The following is a 15,534-nucleotide window of genomic DNA, read 5'->3' as shown; positions in this document are numbered from 1 at the left end:
CAGCCGAGACCTTTGGGCAAGGCCGCGCTTCGGCGGGCAGCATGATCGACAGAGTGCGGCTTTATATCAGATTTCCGACTGCGCCGGGCCAGAGCCCGGCGCTGTCGTAATTCGCTATCTTCAGGCCGCCTTGGCTTTCCGTGCTTCGGCCTTGCGACGGACGTCGGGCGGTGTCGCCTCAAGAGCAAGGTTTTCGACGGCGGCATCGAGCCCCATCGAAACCTGGTCCTGGCTGCCGAGGCGGCGGATGTTGACCGTGCGCTCCTCGGCCTCCTTCCTGCCGCAGACGATGATGACAGGAACCTTGGTGACCGAATGCTCGCGGATCTTGTAGTTGATCTTCTCGTTGCGGAAATCGGTCTCGACGTTGAGACCGGCATCGCGCAACGCCTCGGCCACTTCGAGGCCATAGGCATCGGCTTCCGAAGTGATCGTTGCGACCACCACCTGCAGCGGCGATACCCAGAGCGGCAGATGGCCGGCGAAGTTCTCGATCAGGATGCCTAGGAAGCGTTCCATCGAGCCGCAGATGGCGCGATGGATCATCACCGGCTGCGTCTTTTCGGAATTGCTGTCGATGTAGAAGGCCCCGAAGCGTTCCGGCAGGTTGAAATCGACCTGTGTCGTGCCGCACTGCCATTCACGGCCAATCGCGTCCTTCAGCGTATATTCGAACTTCGGCCCATAGAAAGCGCCCTCGCCCGGCAGGATGCCGGTCTTGATGCGACCTTCGGACTGAGCCTCGATCGTCTTCAGCACATCGGTCATGACGGCTTCCGCACGATCCCAGAGCGCGTCGGAGCCGACACGCTTTTCCGGACGGGTAGAAAGCTTGACGACGATTTCCTTGAAACCGAAGTCTTCATAGACCGACAGGATCAGGTCGTTGATCTTAAGGCATTCGGCAGCCATCTGCTCGTCGGTGCAGAAGATGTGCGCGTCGTCCTGCGTAAAGCCACGCACGCGCATCAGCCCATGCAGCGCGCCCGAAGGCTCGTAGCGATGCACCAGGCCGAATTCGGCGAGACGGATCGGCAATTCGCGATAGGACTTCAAGCCATGCTTGAAGATCTGCACATGGCCGGGGCAGTTCATCGGCTTTAGCGCAAAGACGCGGTTATCCGCCTCCTTGTCTTCGGGATGCGTCATCGCATGCGCCGATTTCACAGCGAACATGTTTTCCTGATACCAGCCCCAGTGCCCCGAGGTTTCCCAGAGCGCTGTGTCGAGCACCTGTGGTGCGTTGACTTCTTCATAATCGACGGCAAGCCGGCGACGCATATAGGAGACCAGCGACTGGAAAATGCGCCAGCCCTTGCCGTGCCAGAATACGACACCCGGGCCTTCCTCCTGGAAATGGAACAGGTCCATTTCCCGGCCGAGCTTGCGGTGGTCGCGCTTTTCGGCTTCGGCAAGCATATGCAGGTAGTTGTCGAGTTCCGACTGCTCGGCGAAAGCCGTGCCGTAGATGCGGCTCAGCATCGGATTGTTGCTGTCGCCGCGCCAATAGGCGCCGGCCACCTTCAAGAGCTTGAAGGCGTTGCCAATCTGGCCGGTCGAGGCCATATGCGGGCCACGGCAGAGGTCGAACCAGTCGCCCTGGTAATAGATCTTGAGATCCTGTCCTGCCGGAATCGCGTCGACGAGCTCGACCTTGTATTGCTCGCCCTTGTCGGCGAAGACCTGTTTGGCCTTCTCGCGCGACCAGACCTGCTTGGTGAAGGCGGCGTTGCGGGCGATGATCTCCTTCATCTTCTTTTCGATCTTCGGCAGATCGTCGGGCGTGAAGGGCTCGTTCTTGGCGAAGTCGTAATAGAAGCCGTTTTCGATGACCGGGCCGATCGTCACCTGGGTGCCGGGCCAGAGCTCCTGCACCGCTTCGGCCATGACGTGCGCCGCGTCGTGGCGGATGAGCTCCAGCGCGCGGTCGTCGTTGCGGGTGATGATCTCGATCCTGCCCGTCGTGACGGGATCGGAAAGGTCGCGCACGGTGCCGTCGATTGCGACGGCGACCGCCTTCTTGGCGAGCGATTTGGAAATGGATTCAGCGACATCCCGGCCGGTTGCGCCAGCATCGAAGCTGCGCACGGAACCATCGGGAAATGTCAGGGAAATAGCTTGGGACATCGAAATTCTCCTTGTCCAGTCCCGCCAACGAATGCGGGTGGTTGTAACGGCAGCGCCTCCGTCCTCGGATACGCTGCCGCCTGATACTCAGATTTCCTACGTGAGTAAAGAAGAAGCCGGCCTAGATGATCATTTCAGTCAGGCCGCACACCGTGTTCCAGTTGCGCATCGTACCGACGCCGAGCCGCTTGGTCGTCAGCGCCGAAAGCAGCTTGGATTGGCTCGGCTTACCGGCGAAATCGATCCAGAGATCGCCGCCGACGACGGCGATGCGTTGTCCCTCGGTCAGCAGCGGTTTCAGCGCTTCCACCTTCTTCGGGTCGACCGGCAGGCGCATTACCCGAACGATGACCTGGTCACCATTACCGTCCTTGAAGGGATTGGTGCTGCAAAGCGCCATCCAGGTGCAGTCGCTGCGCACGATGATATCAACATGTTTGCCGAACTTTTCTTCAAAACCCTCTTCGAGGGCGACTTCAAGTTCGTGCGGCCGCATATCGTCGGCCTCGAAGACGAGATTGCCAGTGGAAACCAGCGTGCGCGGCTCGCGATAGCCGAGCTCTTCGGCAAGTGCGCGCAAATCCTGCATGATAACGCGGCGATCGGGCGTCAGGACAATGCTGTGCAGCAGGGCGATGAAGGTGCTCATGGCCGCCAGAACTCCTCTGCGCCGTCGGGCAATGTCTTCAGCACTCTGTCGAATGCGGCGACGTCGACATGTTTTCGCACAGCCATTGCCACGTCTCGGATGGCAGTGTCGGGGGCAAAATTATGGTCACCGCGCAGTGACTGCGCCTCCCGCGTCATCGCGACACGATCCTCAAAGGACCGTGTGGCGTCATGCGGGTTCCAGTCGGAGACGAAGATTGCGCGCAGCACCGGCGGCAGCACATCGGCGAACCGGAGTGCGTCTGCGACATCGAGGCGGCAGCGGAACGTCTGAAATACCCCTTGGGTCATCGTGTAGACCACATTGCGGCTGTCGATCAGCGCATCGGCTCTCACATCATCAAGATAGCTGTCGAAATCCTCCGATGCACGCCTGTATTCACCGGGCATCGTCATGGCGCTCACCCTCTCTTGCGTCCGAGAGCGAGATAACGCCAGGGGGTCCACCAGCGGAAGCGGTCGCCGAGCCTCTCCGGCACCTGGTCGAGGCCGCTGGTGCCGCCCGGGCCGCAGCGGCCGACGCGAAACAGCGTCATCCAGCCGCCAGCCCACAGGCCATGGCGGGCGATCGACTCGTAGCCATATTCGGAGCAGGTCGGGATGTGGCGACAGGAATTGCCGACAAAGCCGGAAAGCGTCAGCTGATAGAGGCGGATAAGCCCCATGCCGAGCAAGCGGTCGGGGGTCTTGCGGAACGGGCCGTTATAGTTGCGGGACATACGTGCGGCTTTTTCACGCGGCTTGTCGGAACCGGCGGCACCGCCGTCGTCCTCATCATCAGCCTGCCGGACGCAGAATTCGCACATGTCAGCTACGCCTCGACAACTTCCGCCCGTTTCGCCTCGATCTGCCCGATCGCATCGACAACGGCATCGAAGGTCAGCATCGTCGAAGCATGGCGAGCCTTGTAGTCACGCACCGGCTGAAGATAACGCATATCTTCGAACCGTCCCTGCGGCCCCGCTCCATCGGCCTTCAGCATGGCAAGCATGTCCAGGCGTGCCTGGCGCAGTTCGCCCGATGTGGCGCCGACCACGTGGCGGGCCATGATCGAGGACGAGGCCTGGCCGAGTGCGCAGGCCTTTACGTCATGGGCAAAACCGGTGACGGTATCGCCATCCATCTTCAGCCAGATCCGCACCTTCGAGCCGCAGAGCTTGGAATGGGCCTGGGCGGTCGCATCGGCATCCGCCAACGTGCCGGTCAACGGAATATTGCCTGCGAATTCGAGAATCTTGCTGTTGTAGATGTCATCCATGCTGGATTTCCGCTCCAAAATCGCTGCGGATCGGCCTCTTTGCGGGTGTTATTGTTATTGAAACAAAAAACACACCGTGTCGTCCGAGGATACTTACATATAATGGCCGTCTTCCTATATGTATGTCGTTCGAAGGCCATGAAAATGCAATGGCCTCTTGTAAGTTTGATTGGGAAACCGTGCCGGACGGGCGTTGAATCCGCCCTGAAAGCCCCGGAGCCTGCCAAAGGTGCATGAATTCCCGCATGGGATTGACCAGTGGCGATTCCGACAGATGGGCCCGCGGTGCGGGCCAGGAGACCATTGTTCATGGACGCCATCGTAAAGAACTTTCCGCAGACGAACCGGGACTCCGATCGCCCTTCCCAGCAGGAGGCCGAGGAAGCCGTTCGCGTTCTGCTGCGCTGGGCCGGTGACGACCCGACGCGCGAAGGCCTGCTCGAAACGCCGGCCCGCGTCGTCAAGTCGTATCGCGAGCTTTTTTCCGGTTACGACATGGCGGCGGAAGACGTGCTCGGCCGCACCTTCGAGGAGGTCGCCGGTTACGATGACATGGTCCTCGTCAAAGACATTCCCTTCTTCTCGCACTGCGAACACCACATGGTGCCGATCATCGGCAAGGCCCATGTCGCCTATATGCCGGACGGGCGTGTGCTCGGTCTGTCGAAGATTGCCCGTGTCGTCGAGATCTTTGGCCGCCGCCTGCAGACGCAGGAAACGATGACCGCGCAGATCGCCAGGGCCATCGACGATACGCTGAATCCGCGCGGTGTTGCCGTGATGATCGAGGCCGAACATATGTGCATGGCGATGCGCGGCGTTCAGAAGCAGGGCTCGACCACGTTGACGACCACGTTTACGGGAACGTTCAAGACCGAGCCGGCCGATCAGGCCCGTTTCATGACCATGGTGCGGAGCCGCTGATACCGGCTCCCTCAGGAGGGCCGCGATGAGTCAACTGATCTTCAATCAACCATCCGGGGACAAGTCGGCGTTGGAAGACGCCGGCGATTTCACGCCGCGTTTCGACGACCGCGGCCTGATCACCGCGATCGTCACCGACGCCAGGGACGGCGAACTGCTGATGGTGGCGCATATGAATGCCCAGGCGCTGGCGCTGACCATCCAGACCGGCACGGCCCATTATTTCAGCCGTTCGCGCGGCAAGATCTGGAAGAAGGGCGAGACCTCGGGCAATCTCCAGACGGTGAAGGAAATACGCACCGATTGCGATCAGGACGCCATCTGGCTGAAGGTCGAGGTCGCCGGCCACGACGCCACCTGTCACACCGGCCGCCGCTCCTGCTTCTACCGCACGATCACGCTTCGAGACGGAAAGCCGATGCTGGATATCGTCGACGACGAGATTCATTTCGATCCACACGATGTCTACGGAAAATAGCCCGAATTTCTCCGGCATTTGCTCCTTATTGCGCCAGAAACCGCTTCTATATACCATTTGGAAACTGATCGGGCACACTATCGGAAACCAAGTGTTCTGCTGGGAGGGGAGAGCGCCATGCTGAGCTGGAGTCTGCATCGTCAAAGCTCTGAAGGCGAAGGTCCTGGTTCCGGAATGTCCACGACGCTGGAGACGATCCCGCCTCCCGCGCCTGTCAAGAAAATCAAGATCGCCTTGGCGCTCGGCGGCGGCGCGGCCCGCGGCTGGGCCCATATCGGCGTGCTGCGCGCGCTCGACGAGGCAAAGGTCGAAATAGGTATGATTGCCGGCACCTCGATCGGCGCGCTGGTCGGCGGCTGCTATCTCGCCGGCAAACTCGATGAACTCGAAAGTTTCGCGCGTTCGCTGACCATGCGCCGGATTGCAAGTCTCCTCGATCTCACCATCGGCGGCAGCGGCCTTTTCGGCGGCATGCGGCTGACCAAGCGCATGCAGGAACATCTCGAAGGCCTGAATGTCGAGGATCTCGATCGGCCCTTCGTCGCGGTCGCGGCCGAGGTCAATACCGGCCATGAGGTCTGGATTGCCAATGGGTCGCTGATTACAGCGCTGCGCGCCTCCTATGCCCTGCCCGGCATCTTCGAGCCGGTGCGCAGCAATCACCGCACGCTGGTCGACGGGGCGCTGGTCAATCCCGTCCCCGTCTCCGTCTGCCGTGCCTACGAGCAGCCGCTCGTCGTCGCCGTCAATCTCAATTACGATCTCTACGGCCGCTCGGCCGTCGTCCGGCACAATGCCAGCCTCTCGCCGCAGGAAGTGCAGAAGCAGGAAGAGGCGCCCTATGCGCGTCTCGGCATGACCGGCGTCATGGTGCAGGCCTTCAACATCATCCAGGATAGGATCGCCCGCGCCCGTCTTGCCGGCGACCCGCCGGATATTTCGCTGCAGCCGCGCCTCAGCTATATCGGCCTTTCCGAATTCCACCGGGCCGGTGAGGCGATCGAACGCGGCTACGAGGAAGCCAGAGCCCGGCTCCCCGAGATCAAGCGCATGCAGGAAGTCTACGCTAGCCAGCCCTGATGCATGCCGTCCGAAAGCGTGTGGCGTTTGGAACGGCGACATCAATCAGGCACGGCCGGCAGAAACCTCAGCCGGCGATATAGGCCTTGATTTCCTCGGCCTCACGCTCGACTTCGGCGATGCGCGATTTCACCACGTCGCCGATAGAGATGATGCCGGCAAGCTTGCCGTTGCTTTCCACCGGCACGTGACGGAAACGGCGGCTGGTCATCAGCTCCATCAGCTCGTTGACGGTCGTCTCCTCATGGCAGCGGTAGACCTTTGCGGTCATGACCTGGGCGAGCGAGTGATCGAGGCCTTCCTTGCCGTGCTTGGCGATCGCATGCACGAGATCGCGCTCGGTGAACATGCCCGAAATCCGGTTTTCCATGCCGACGACGACGATCGCGCCGATCTTCTTCTTGCTGAGGATGGCCGCCGCCTCGGCGACGGTGGTGTTCGGCCCGGCAGTGACGACGTCCCTGCCCTTCAGGTCGAGGATTGCTTTGACTGAACTGGTCATTCGAACCTCCTATGTCCGTGAAACACTTGTCACAGGCATCCGCGGCGGTTTCTCCCCCCAGCGCGGATAAGGCAATCGTGCACTGCCCGGCTCAGGATTGCAACACATCCTTCTCGGTGCCCGCAGGTTCCACCACAGGCGGGCGCGGCGCCCGGTCGAACAGCGAAAACAGGAAGAAGCCGAAGACGAAGCCGCCAATATGCGCGTCCCAGGCAATCGCCTGATCGCTGTCGCCGACGAGCGGGATTCCGACGGCGATCAGGGCGTTACCGACCAGCCAGAGCAGCATGAAGATGATGACGGTGCGGCTCTTCAGCGCCTCGAAGATGGAAAGCCGGGCATTGAGATGCGCCGGCAGCATCGGCCGTCGTTCGGCTGGAAAGGCGAATCGGCAGGCAGCGCCCATCAGCCCGGAGATTACCCCTGACGCGCCGATCAAAAGCGACACGTCCCCCCAGTTCAGGACCGCGTGCAGGGCAGCGGATGCGACGGAGGAAAAGAGCCAGAAGAGTACGAAACGCAGCGTCCCGATACGGCGCACCACGGGCGCGCCGAAGGCCATCAGCCAGAACGCGTTGAAGACGATATGCTGAACGCTGCCGTGCAGCAGCGAATAGGTGACTGGCGTCCAGAACAGCTCCGGCCCCTGCTGCGACAGCGGAATCACATAGCGGGCGGGAACGAAGCCGAAGGTGAAGAACAGCCAGTTCAGCGCATCGTCGGAGAGCAAGAGCTCCTGCACCGCGTAGATGGCGGCCAGCAGGCAAAGGCTGAAGAACAGTGCCGGCGGAAGGTTGAAGACCGGTTCGCGCGCTGGCCGTGCCGGCGGCTGGACCTTGGAAGGTTCGGGCGCCTCGTTCGGCTCGGCCGTCTGCTCATTCATCTGCGTATCGCCTCGTTGAGGCCACAGCCATACAGGAGCGACTGTCAAAAAAAAAGCCGTCCGAAGTGCCGGACGGCGTGTCGGGAGTTCGAGGAAAAGACCTCGGCCCGGGCAGGTTGTGCTGAACTTCGAAAGTCGAAGCGATGCGGGACAGTGGCACGACTGGCGCAGCACCTCAACCGAAACCCTTTCTTAACCTTAACCGCCGCGGTTTGGCATGAAATCCGCAAGGTAGAGCCTGTAGGGGCAATGAGTGCCCGAAAATGATCCGGAATGGGACAGGTTGGTGTGAAATGCGTGTGCAAACGACCATCGAAATTTTTGACTACTGGAACCGTATCCGCGGCACTGCCGATGCGCCGCTGAAATCAGAGGTCGAACCCTCCGCCGTCCCGCATCTGCTGCAAAGTCTCTTCATCCTGGAGGCGCGCGAGGGCGGAGATATTGGTTTCCGGCTCGCTGGCACCCGCATCTGCGATCTCTTTGGCCATGATCTGCGCGGCGAACGTTTTTCATCGCTCTGGGCCCATGGCCAGCACGCCGATATCGAACGCACGGCGATGGGCGTCATGGACCATGCCATGCCCGCCCTGTTCAATGCCACCGGCTACAGCACCGTCGGCCATCAGGCCTCCTTCGAGATTATCATGATGCCGCTGCGCTCACCGAACGGCGCCTGTGATCGGTTGCTCGGCGCCATTGCCCCGAGTGCGGCTGCGAGCTGGCTGGAGATCGTACCGCTCGAATTCCTGGCGCTCGACCGCAGCCGTCTGCTGCCCGGAAAGTTCGGCAAGGCAGCACCCGTCGAACTGCGCCCCATCAACGAGATTGTCGCCGGCAGAAGCGCCCGTTTCGGACAGGTCATGCGCCGCATGGTGTCGCAGCTGCTGATGAGTGCGGAGGCGCGCTGAGGGTTTCGTTTCGGGACATCGGGCATACTCGTTTTCGGCTATGTCGGGACGAGACGGAACAACCTTCTGTTAATGGATTGCGGGTAATGATCGGACTCTCAGATTTGATGAAGAAGCCCTTTGATGCACTCGTTCCAGCCAGCTCAGACGCAACGACCTGCGCCGCGCCCTGAACAGGGCGTTTTTCAGCGTGTGCCCATCAACATGCAGGGCCGGCTGATGCTTGCGAACTACGAGGAGTTCGAATGCATGGTGATCGACATGTCGCCCGGCGACATGTATGTCACCTGCTCCGGGCGGCCGCGCGCCAACGAACGCGTCGTCGCGTATATCGATCATCTCGGACGCGTCGAAGGTTATGTCCAGACGCTCGATGGCCGCGGCTTCACCATGTCGATCAACGCCACCGACCGGAAGCGCGAGAAGCTCGCGGCCCAGCTCACCTGGCTCGCCAACAAACATGAACTCGGCCTGCCGGAAGATCGCCGCCACGACCGCCTGACGCCGCGCGACACGAAGACCGAGCTGACGCTCGAAGACGGCACGCGTTATTCCTGCCGCATCATGGACCTTTCGCTGTCGGGTGCTGCCGTCGACGTCGAGATGCGTCCCTCAATCGGGACGGCGGTGCGCCTCGGCAACATGCGCGGCCGCGTTGTGCGTCATTTCGTCGAAGGCGTGGCGATCGAATTCCTGTCGATCCAGTCCCGCGAGACGCTGCGCGAATTCCTGTAACAATGGCTGAAAATGAGGCTGCCCTGCCGAGGGTTCTGTGGCGGGTGCAATTCTTGACGGGCTTCCATCGAACGCGATTGCCGGATCCGGCGCGCACCCGGTCAGGTCGTGTTGAAAAGCCTGCACCTCATGGCAAGAGCTTTGCAAGTGGCAACAAACCCGGCTTTGGAACGCAAGCGCCTATTCCTGTCGCAAGTCGTTCCATCCAGTCGGTAGATAATATTATGAGTGGAACAAGCTGCGACACCGATCGGCGCCCGATGAGGTCGCCCAGGATTGTGCAGTAATTTGCGTCCGGCAATGCCCCGCCCTCGCCCATCTTCCCTTTGTCAGCGATATGATGGATAAGGTCGGCTTCGACCGCAGGGACACCGATGTCAGCTCTCTATTCGGAAATCGAACCCTATGATCATGGTCGGCTCGATACGGGTGACGGCAATCTGGTCTACTGGGAGGCCTGCGGCAATCCGGCGGGCCAGCCGGCGCTGGTGCTGCATGGCGGACCGGGCTCCGGCTGCTCGACCACGGCGCGGCGCTATTTCGATCCCGGTGCCTACCGAATCATTCTGTTCGATCAGCGCAATTGCGGCCGCAGCCTGCCGAGTGCTGCCGATCCCGAAACCGATCTCTCCCTTAACACCACCTGGCATCTCGTAGCCGACATCGAGCGGCTGCGCGCCTGTCTCGGCATCGACACCTGGCTGCTTTTCGGCAATTCCTGGGGTTCGACGCTGGCGCTCGCCTATGCCGAAACCCATCCGGAGCGGGTCGCAACGATCGTCCTGTCAGGCGTGACCACCACCCGCCGTTCGGAAATCGACTGGCTCTCTCGCGGCATGGCGCCGCTCTTTCCGCAAGAATGGCACCGTTTCCGTCAGGCCATTCCCCCAGGGGTGCCGGGTCGAGATGAGGACATGGTTGCCGCCTATCATCGTCTCCTCAATGATCCGGACCCGGAGACCCGCCTCAAGGCGGCGCGCGACTGGCATGATTGGGAAGCGGCCTCGATCCTGCTTGCTGATCCCCAAGGCCTGCCGCACCGCTGGGCTGATCCCGCCTATCTGCTGACGCGCGCCCGCATCATCACTCATTACTTCAGCAATGGCGCCTGGCTGGAGGACGGCGAACTGCTGAAGAACGCCACGCGGCTTGCCGGCATTCCCGGTATCCTGCTGCAGGGAAGGTTCGACATCGAAGCGCCGCTTGTCACTGCCTGGGAACTCGCCCGCGCGTGGCCGCAAAGCGAGCTCAGCGTCCTTCCGCGTGCTGCCCATTCCATCGCAAATCCCGACATGAGCGCGGCGATCGTCGCAGCTACCGATCGATTTCGCGATATCCAGCAAAAATAATTTTCCCGCCGGCATCAGGGGTCTGAGCGATATTCCGCTTTTGAACCGACCGAATCGGTCCATTCCGGCGACCTTTCCGGCCGGTCGCACCCCGCCTGAGATCGCCAGCCGCCCATCGGAAATTATCCGGCTCAACGAAAATCCTTAACTTGAGGACGGCAACGCAACCTTTTCGCGGGTGAAAGCCTTGTTGCGTGAATTACAATTTTAATCGATTTCGCGACAAATCCGCTTCGAATTTTATGCGCATTCGAATCTGTTTTTAGCCAAGTTTTATTGGCATTTGAATCAACTAAGCCTTTAATTCTATTGCGTAATTTTGCGTGAGGTAAAAACGTCTGTGCCATTGTCACCCTAACTTACGGGGAGACGGCAATGACAACTGCAAATATCCTGAAAGGCGGCCTTCTGGCCGGTGCCATCACCATGGCAATGGCGGGTTCGGGACAGGCGATGCCCGCCAGCATGGCCCTGGCGGGCAATGCCAGCCCGCCGATCGGACACTATGAATTCTGCAAGGCGAATCCAAAGGAATGTGTCGAAGTCGGCGGCGATGCCGGACCGGCCATCCTCACCGAGGATCGCTGGAAGGAAATTCTCAAGGTCAACTACGCCGTCAATTCGACGATCCAACCGATGACGGATGAGCAGATCTACGGTGTCGAAGAGCGTTGGGCCTATCCAACCACCGTCGGCGACTGCGAGGACTATGCGCTGCTGAAGCGCAAGATGCTGATCGACGACGGCTTCTCGCCGTCCGATACGCTGATAACAGTCGTGCTGCAGCCGAATGGCGAAGGCCATGCCGTGCTGACGGTCCGCACCGATCACGGCGACTTCATCCTCGACAACATGCGCAACAAGGTGCTGCTGTGGTCGGATACCGAATACACCTATCTGAAGCGCCAGTCCGCCGACGATCCGGCCCGCTGGTCGAAGCTTCAGGACGGCCGCGCTGTTGCGGTCGGTAGCGTCAAGTAAGAACAAGCCTGCCGGCCATGTCGGCTGCAGTCTGCGGCCCGGTCAGTCCCCGCATCCCGTCCCCGACCGGCGCCCAAGAGCCGTTCCCGCTGTCCCGGGAACGGCTCGCCCCTTTTTTAAGGCTTGCCTTCAGCCCCTTAGCAAATTGTTAACCATATCGATCCGATCATACCGATGAGATTCATCATCGGTACCGGCGGCTCATGTTCTTCCTGCGGCGGACCGAAACGCGAAGAACCACCATGAGCCATGCCGCGCACAGCGCAACCGACGAGCAACCGCTTCTTTCCATGGGGTTTCTCTTCCGCACGATGGCGGTGATCGCCATTCTGGCGGCCCTGACTATTGCCATCAGCATCGGCGGCCGTTGGTTCGGCAGGCATATCTCGCTCGCCGGCAACACCGACAGCACGGCTGAAATCATGCTGGCAATCGGCCGCGACACCGTCAAATTCCGGGAAAATGCCATCCGCTTCCCCAGTCAAAGGCATGAGGGCGCTGCCGAGCGCGTCGATCTCTACCTCGCCTGGCCCGAAATGCAGGGTTACGGCAAGGAAAATCACCTTCGATTCGACGATGTCGCTCAATCCTCCGGCCTGATCTTCCTGCAGATCACACAGAGCACCATGTCGCGCGACATGTCGGGGCGGCTGGAGCCGATCTATTCGCATCTGCTCGAAGGACCGGCCGAGCCCTTCCGCGACGGACTGACGCTGCATCGTCTTCGCGCCGATGCCGGTTACGGTGACGAAGTGTTGCTGACGGCGCCCCTCAAGGGCGGGCCGGACTACGTCGTGCGCTGCATTTTACCTTCAGCCCCGGACAAGGCGGCGAGCGGAGATTGTCAGCGCGATATCAAGGTCGGCAGGGATCTCAGCGTTCTCTACCGTTTCTCGAGCAGCCATCTCGACGAGTGGGAACATATTGATGCCGCTATCCGCACCTTTGTGGACGCGCGTCTTGTGAACCGTTCTGCGACAGGTCCCTAAAATGCCCCCCGGACAGCGAAATAAACGATTCATCATAAACGGATTGGTAACGCCCAACCGGTAATTTTGAAAGACGAGCTGTGCGGCGGGAGGTGTGCGGTTCCTGCCCGAATATCCGAAATGCCAAATATCTGAAAATGCAAGCGAAGAGTGGAATAGTGTCAAGGTCAGTCTCCTCCGTATCATCGTCCCGATCCGGCAGCTTTTTCGCAAAGCTGCTGGCGATCCTTTCGGTGGCTGTCACGATCGTCCTGGTCGATTCGGTGAATGCCGACGCGGAAGCGGCGAATCCGAAATATGCGGGCATCGTCGTCGACGCCAAGACCGGCAACGTTCTCTACAGCGAGAATGCCGACCGGCTGCAATACCCCGCCTCCCTGACCAAGATGATGACCCTCTACATGACCTTCGAGGCGCTGGAGCAGGGTCGCATCCGTCTTGATACACCGGTTCCCTTCTCCGCCCATGCGGCAGCCCAGGCGCCGACCAAGCTCGGCGTGCGCGCCGGCGGCACGATCACCGTCGAGCAGGGCATTCTCGGCCTCGTCACGCTGTCGGCCAATGATGCCGCAACCGCACTCGGCGAAATGCTCGGCGGCGGCAGTGAGGATCGCTTCGCCCAACTGATGACCGCCAAGGCACATGCGCTCGGCATGACCCGCACCACCTATCGCAACGCCAACGGCCTGCCGAATACGGCGCAGATGACGACGGCCCGCGATCAGGCCCGCCTCGGCATCGCCCTTCGTCAGCATTTCCCGCAATATTACGGCTATTTCTCCACCCGCGCCTTCAAGTTCGGCAGCCGCACGATTCGCAGCCACAACCGCCTCGTCGGTTCGGTGCGCGGTGTCGACGGCATCAAGACCGGTTACACCCGCGCTGCCGGCTTCAACCTGGTGAGCTCGGTGCAGGTCGACGGCAAATCGATCGTCGGTGTTGTGCTCGGCGGCGCCTCGACGCCTGCCCGCGATGCCCAGATGCGCAATCTGATCGCCACCTACCTGCCGAAGGCATCGAGCCGCGGTGGATCGTCGGCGCTGATCGCCCAGGCAGCCCCTGCCCCGGCGATGATCGAAACACCTGCTCCGGTCCAGCCGCAGAAGGCCCAGCAGAAAGCTCAGCCGCAAATGGCCCAACAGCAGGTCGCAAAGACGATCACCGCAGCGCAGCCGCCGGTCTCTGCCGCCGCTGCCGATCTCAGCCTGCCGCATAAGGGGCCGATGCCGGATGCCCGCTATCAGGTCGCCGAGACCGAAGTCGCTTATGCCGAGACCGCTCAGTCGAAATCCGACAATCCGCTGGTAGCACAGCCGATGCCGGCGCCGACCAAGGTCAAGACCATGACCTTCAAGCAGCAGGCCTCGGTCATGGTACCGACGCCGGCGCCCGCCTCCATGGCGCCGGAACAGGGCGATACCACTGTCGATAACGTCACGACCGCTTCGACCACTCCCTCCCCGACTCGTGCTGCTTCAATCAGCAACGGCCCGACCGGCTGGGTCGTGCAGGTCGGCGTCTCGCCGAGCCGGCAGATGGCCATGGACCTTCTGGAAAGCGCCAAGAGCAAGGGCGGCAAGGCACTGGCCTCGGCAAAGCCTTTCGCAGTCGCCTACGCCGCTGGAGGTGACCAGCTTTACCGTGCCCGCTTTGGTGGCTTCGACGACCAGCGCGATGCGGTCAACGCCTGCAAGGCCTTGAAGAAGGCCGGCATCAAGTGCTGGGCGGCTGCCCAATGAGCTATTCGATGCTGCCTGCAAGATGGCCGGCGGCATCGGTAACGGCCGGAATCGGTGTTTGCGTTTCCGGCCACAATTCTTGAACTCGATCAGTATTGCGTACGGGGAAAACAATGGCGATCAATGAGAATTTTCCGGGAGTGCCTTCAGACCGCCGCACGGCGACCAAAGGGCGCTCATCTCTGCATCCGCTGCACGAGGCGGCTTTGCGCCTGGCCGAGATCGGCCTGCAGCGGCCGAAGGCGAAATCTCCGAAGACCCGGGATCTCATTAATCTGCTGCTTTGCCATGGCGCGCGCGCCTGGCGCTATTCCCAGCCCGAAGCCCGGATCCACCTGCATGTGACCTCGCCGGACGGCAGCGCGCCGGTGCAGTTGCGCCTGCGCTGAATTGCGGAGAGTGGCAGCGTCTCCGATCGGACGGCTGCCACACGCATAGATCGTTCGGAAATTGTTTCTGATTTACGGGCTTACAGCAGGCCAAGTTCCGTAAGCTCGCGGCGAAGATCCGCGGGCATTTCGGCAATGCCGGCGCCAAGGCTTGTCAGGTCGCGCGGCACGTCGTCCTCAGTGTAATAACGCCAGCCCTGGAAGGGACGCTTCGGCTGCACCGCCGTTTCGATGACCTCCGGGCCGAGCACCAGGCGGCAGCGCGAAATCCCCTCGCCGTCCGTGAAGGTCTCGATGCCGAGCAGCTTCTGCCGTGCCTGCACCTGCCCTTTGATCACCCAATAGAGCGAACCGCCGTCAAGCAGCTCCTCCATGCGTTTCGGCACCATGCGCGTCGTATGCACCGAATGCGGCTCGAGGCCGGCGGTGATGGCGCGCAGCGCGCGTTCCGCCACCCATTCGCGCAGATCGTCTATCGAGTCGGCGCCGACACAGAGTTTGATGAGATGCAATGCCATGC

Annotated in this window: 18 protein-coding genes; 10 read left to right on the top strand and 8 right to left on the bottom strand. The window is 61.2% G+C overall.

What is annotated here, in order from left to right:
- Positions 1–120: 120 nt before the first annotated feature.
- The 5 genes from thrS to FHT79_RS11585 all read right to left on the bottom strand — a co-directional run bounded on the left by thrS (position 121) and on the right by FHT79_RS11585 (position 4,054).
- Entirely contained in the window at positions 121–2,127 is a 2,007-nt protein-coding gene (thrS, locus tag FHT79_RS11605) for a threonine--tRNA ligase (RefSeq protein WP_097594451.1), read from the bottom strand.
- Positions 2,128–2,248: 121 nt separating this feature from the next.
- Positions 2,249–2,776, bottom strand: coding sequence for a DUF1697 domain-containing protein (locus FHT79_RS11600; RefSeq protein WP_047615277.1), 528 nt, complete (start codon positions 2,774–2,776; stop codon positions 2,249–2,251).
- Positions 2,773–3,192, bottom strand: a complete 420-nt coding sequence (locus FHT79_RS11595; protein WP_097594673.1) for a DUF2267 domain-containing protein — start codon at positions 3,190–3,192, stop codon at positions 2,773–2,775. Before FHT79_RS11595 ends, FHT79_RS11600 begins: the two co-directional genes overlap by 4 nt.
- A 5-nt stretch (positions 3,193–3,197) precedes the next feature.
- The gene (yidD, locus tag FHT79_RS11590; protein WP_097594450.1) at positions 3,198–3,602 is read right to left on the bottom strand and encodes a membrane protein insertion efficiency factor YidD; all 405 of its coding nucleotides are present in this window, start codon (positions 3,600–3,602) and stop codon (positions 3,198–3,200) included.
- 5 nt (positions 3,603–3,607) lie between these two features.
- Positions 3,608–4,054, bottom strand: a complete 447-nt coding sequence (locus FHT79_RS11585) for an iron-sulfur cluster assembly scaffold protein (RefSeq protein ID WP_097594449.1) — start codon at positions 4,052–4,054, stop codon at positions 3,608–3,610.
- Between the two features lie 309 nt (positions 4,055–4,363).
- Between FHT79_RS11585 and folE the strand changes: the two genes are divergently transcribed.
- From folE to FHT79_RS11570, 3 genes are all read left to right on the top strand, one after another.
- Positions 4,364–4,978 (top strand): GTP cyclohydrolase I FolE, encoded by a 615-nt coding sequence (gene folE, locus FHT79_RS11580; RefSeq protein ID WP_097594448.1) that lies wholly within the window; start codon positions 4,364–4,366, stop codon positions 4,976–4,978.
- Between the two features lie 25 nt (positions 4,979–5,003).
- Positions 5,004–5,456: a phosphoribosyl-AMP cyclohydrolase gene (gene hisI, locus FHT79_RS11575; RefSeq protein ID WP_047615285.1), complete on the top strand. Its 453-nt coding sequence runs from the start codon at positions 5,004–5,006 to the stop codon at positions 5,454–5,456.
- A 117-nt stretch (positions 5,457–5,573) separates the two neighbouring features.
- On the top strand, positions 5,574–6,536 hold the full coding sequence (locus FHT79_RS11570; protein WP_047615287.1) for a patatin-like phospholipase family protein: 963 nt from the start codon (positions 5,574–5,576) through the stop codon (positions 6,534–6,536).
- A gap of 67 nt (positions 6,537–6,603) precedes the next feature.
- Here the strand turns inward: FHT79_RS11570 and FHT79_RS11565 are convergent, their stop codons facing one another.
- On the bottom strand, positions 6,604–7,038 hold the full coding sequence (locus FHT79_RS11565) for a CBS domain-containing protein (protein ID WP_011652090.1): 435 nt from the start codon (positions 7,036–7,038) through the stop codon (positions 6,604–6,606).
- 91 nt (positions 7,039–7,129) lie between these two features.
- Entirely contained in the window at positions 7,130–7,921 is a 792-nt protein-coding gene (locus FHT79_RS11560; protein WP_097594447.1) for a rhomboid family intramembrane serine protease, read from the bottom strand.
- Between the two features lie 263 nt (positions 7,922–8,184).
- Between FHT79_RS11560 and FHT79_RS11555 the strand changes: the two genes are divergently transcribed.
- The 7 genes from FHT79_RS11555 to FHT79_RS11525 all read left to right on the top strand — a co-directional run bounded on the left by FHT79_RS11555 (position 8,185) and on the right by FHT79_RS11525 (position 15,014).
- Positions 8,185–8,832 carry a PAS domain-containing protein gene (locus FHT79_RS11555; protein WP_183903368.1) on the top strand — a complete coding sequence of 216 codons (648 nt, stop codon included), beginning with the start codon at positions 8,185–8,187 and terminating at the stop codon, positions 8,830–8,832.
- A 123-nt stretch (positions 8,833–8,955) separates the two neighbouring features.
- Positions 8,956–9,567 (top strand): PilZ domain-containing protein, encoded by a 612-nt coding sequence (locus FHT79_RS11550; protein ID WP_047615292.1) that lies wholly within the window; start codon positions 8,956–8,958, stop codon positions 9,565–9,567.
- Positions 9,568–9,941: 374 nt separating this feature from the next.
- Positions 9,942–10,916 (top strand): prolyl aminopeptidase, encoded by a 975-nt coding sequence (gene pip / locus FHT79_RS11545; RefSeq protein ID WP_097594446.1) that lies wholly within the window; start codon positions 9,942–9,944, stop codon positions 10,914–10,916.
- A gap of 375 nt (positions 10,917–11,291) precedes the next feature.
- Positions 11,292–11,897 carry a transglutaminase-like cysteine peptidase gene (locus tag FHT79_RS11540; protein WP_047615296.1) on the top strand — a complete coding sequence of 202 codons (606 nt, stop codon included), beginning with the start codon at positions 11,292–11,294 and terminating at the stop codon, positions 11,895–11,897.
- 203 nt (positions 11,898–12,100) lie between these two features.
- A complete protein-coding gene (locus FHT79_RS11535; protein ID WP_097594445.1) occupies positions 12,101–12,886 on the top strand; it encodes a hypothetical protein in 786 nt (261 codons plus the stop codon).
- A gap of 137 nt (positions 12,887–13,023) precedes the next feature.
- Entirely contained in the window at positions 13,024–14,625 is a 1,602-nt protein-coding gene (locus FHT79_RS11530) for a D-alanyl-D-alanine carboxypeptidase (RefSeq protein WP_097594672.1), read from the top strand.
- A gap of 113 nt (positions 14,626–14,738) precedes the next feature.
- A complete protein-coding gene (locus FHT79_RS11525) occupies positions 14,739–15,014 on the top strand; it encodes a hypothetical protein (RefSeq protein WP_047615302.1) in 276 nt (91 codons plus the stop codon).
- A gap of 80 nt (positions 15,015–15,094) precedes the next feature.
- Here the strand turns inward: FHT79_RS11525 and FHT79_RS11520 are convergent, their stop codons facing one another.
- The gene (locus tag FHT79_RS11520) at positions 15,095–15,532 is read right to left on the bottom strand and encodes a DUF1489 family protein (protein WP_048338719.1); all 438 of its coding nucleotides are present in this window, start codon (positions 15,530–15,532) and stop codon (positions 15,095–15,097) included.
- Positions 15,533–15,534 lie beyond the last annotated feature (2 nt).

Source organism: Rhizobium sp. BK212, from assembly GCF_014197475.1.
Taxonomy (GTDB): Bacteria; Pseudomonadota; Alphaproteobacteria; order Rhizobiales; family Rhizobiaceae; genus Rhizobium; species Rhizobium anhuiense.
This window is presented reverse-complemented; position numbering and strand designations above follow the sequence as displayed.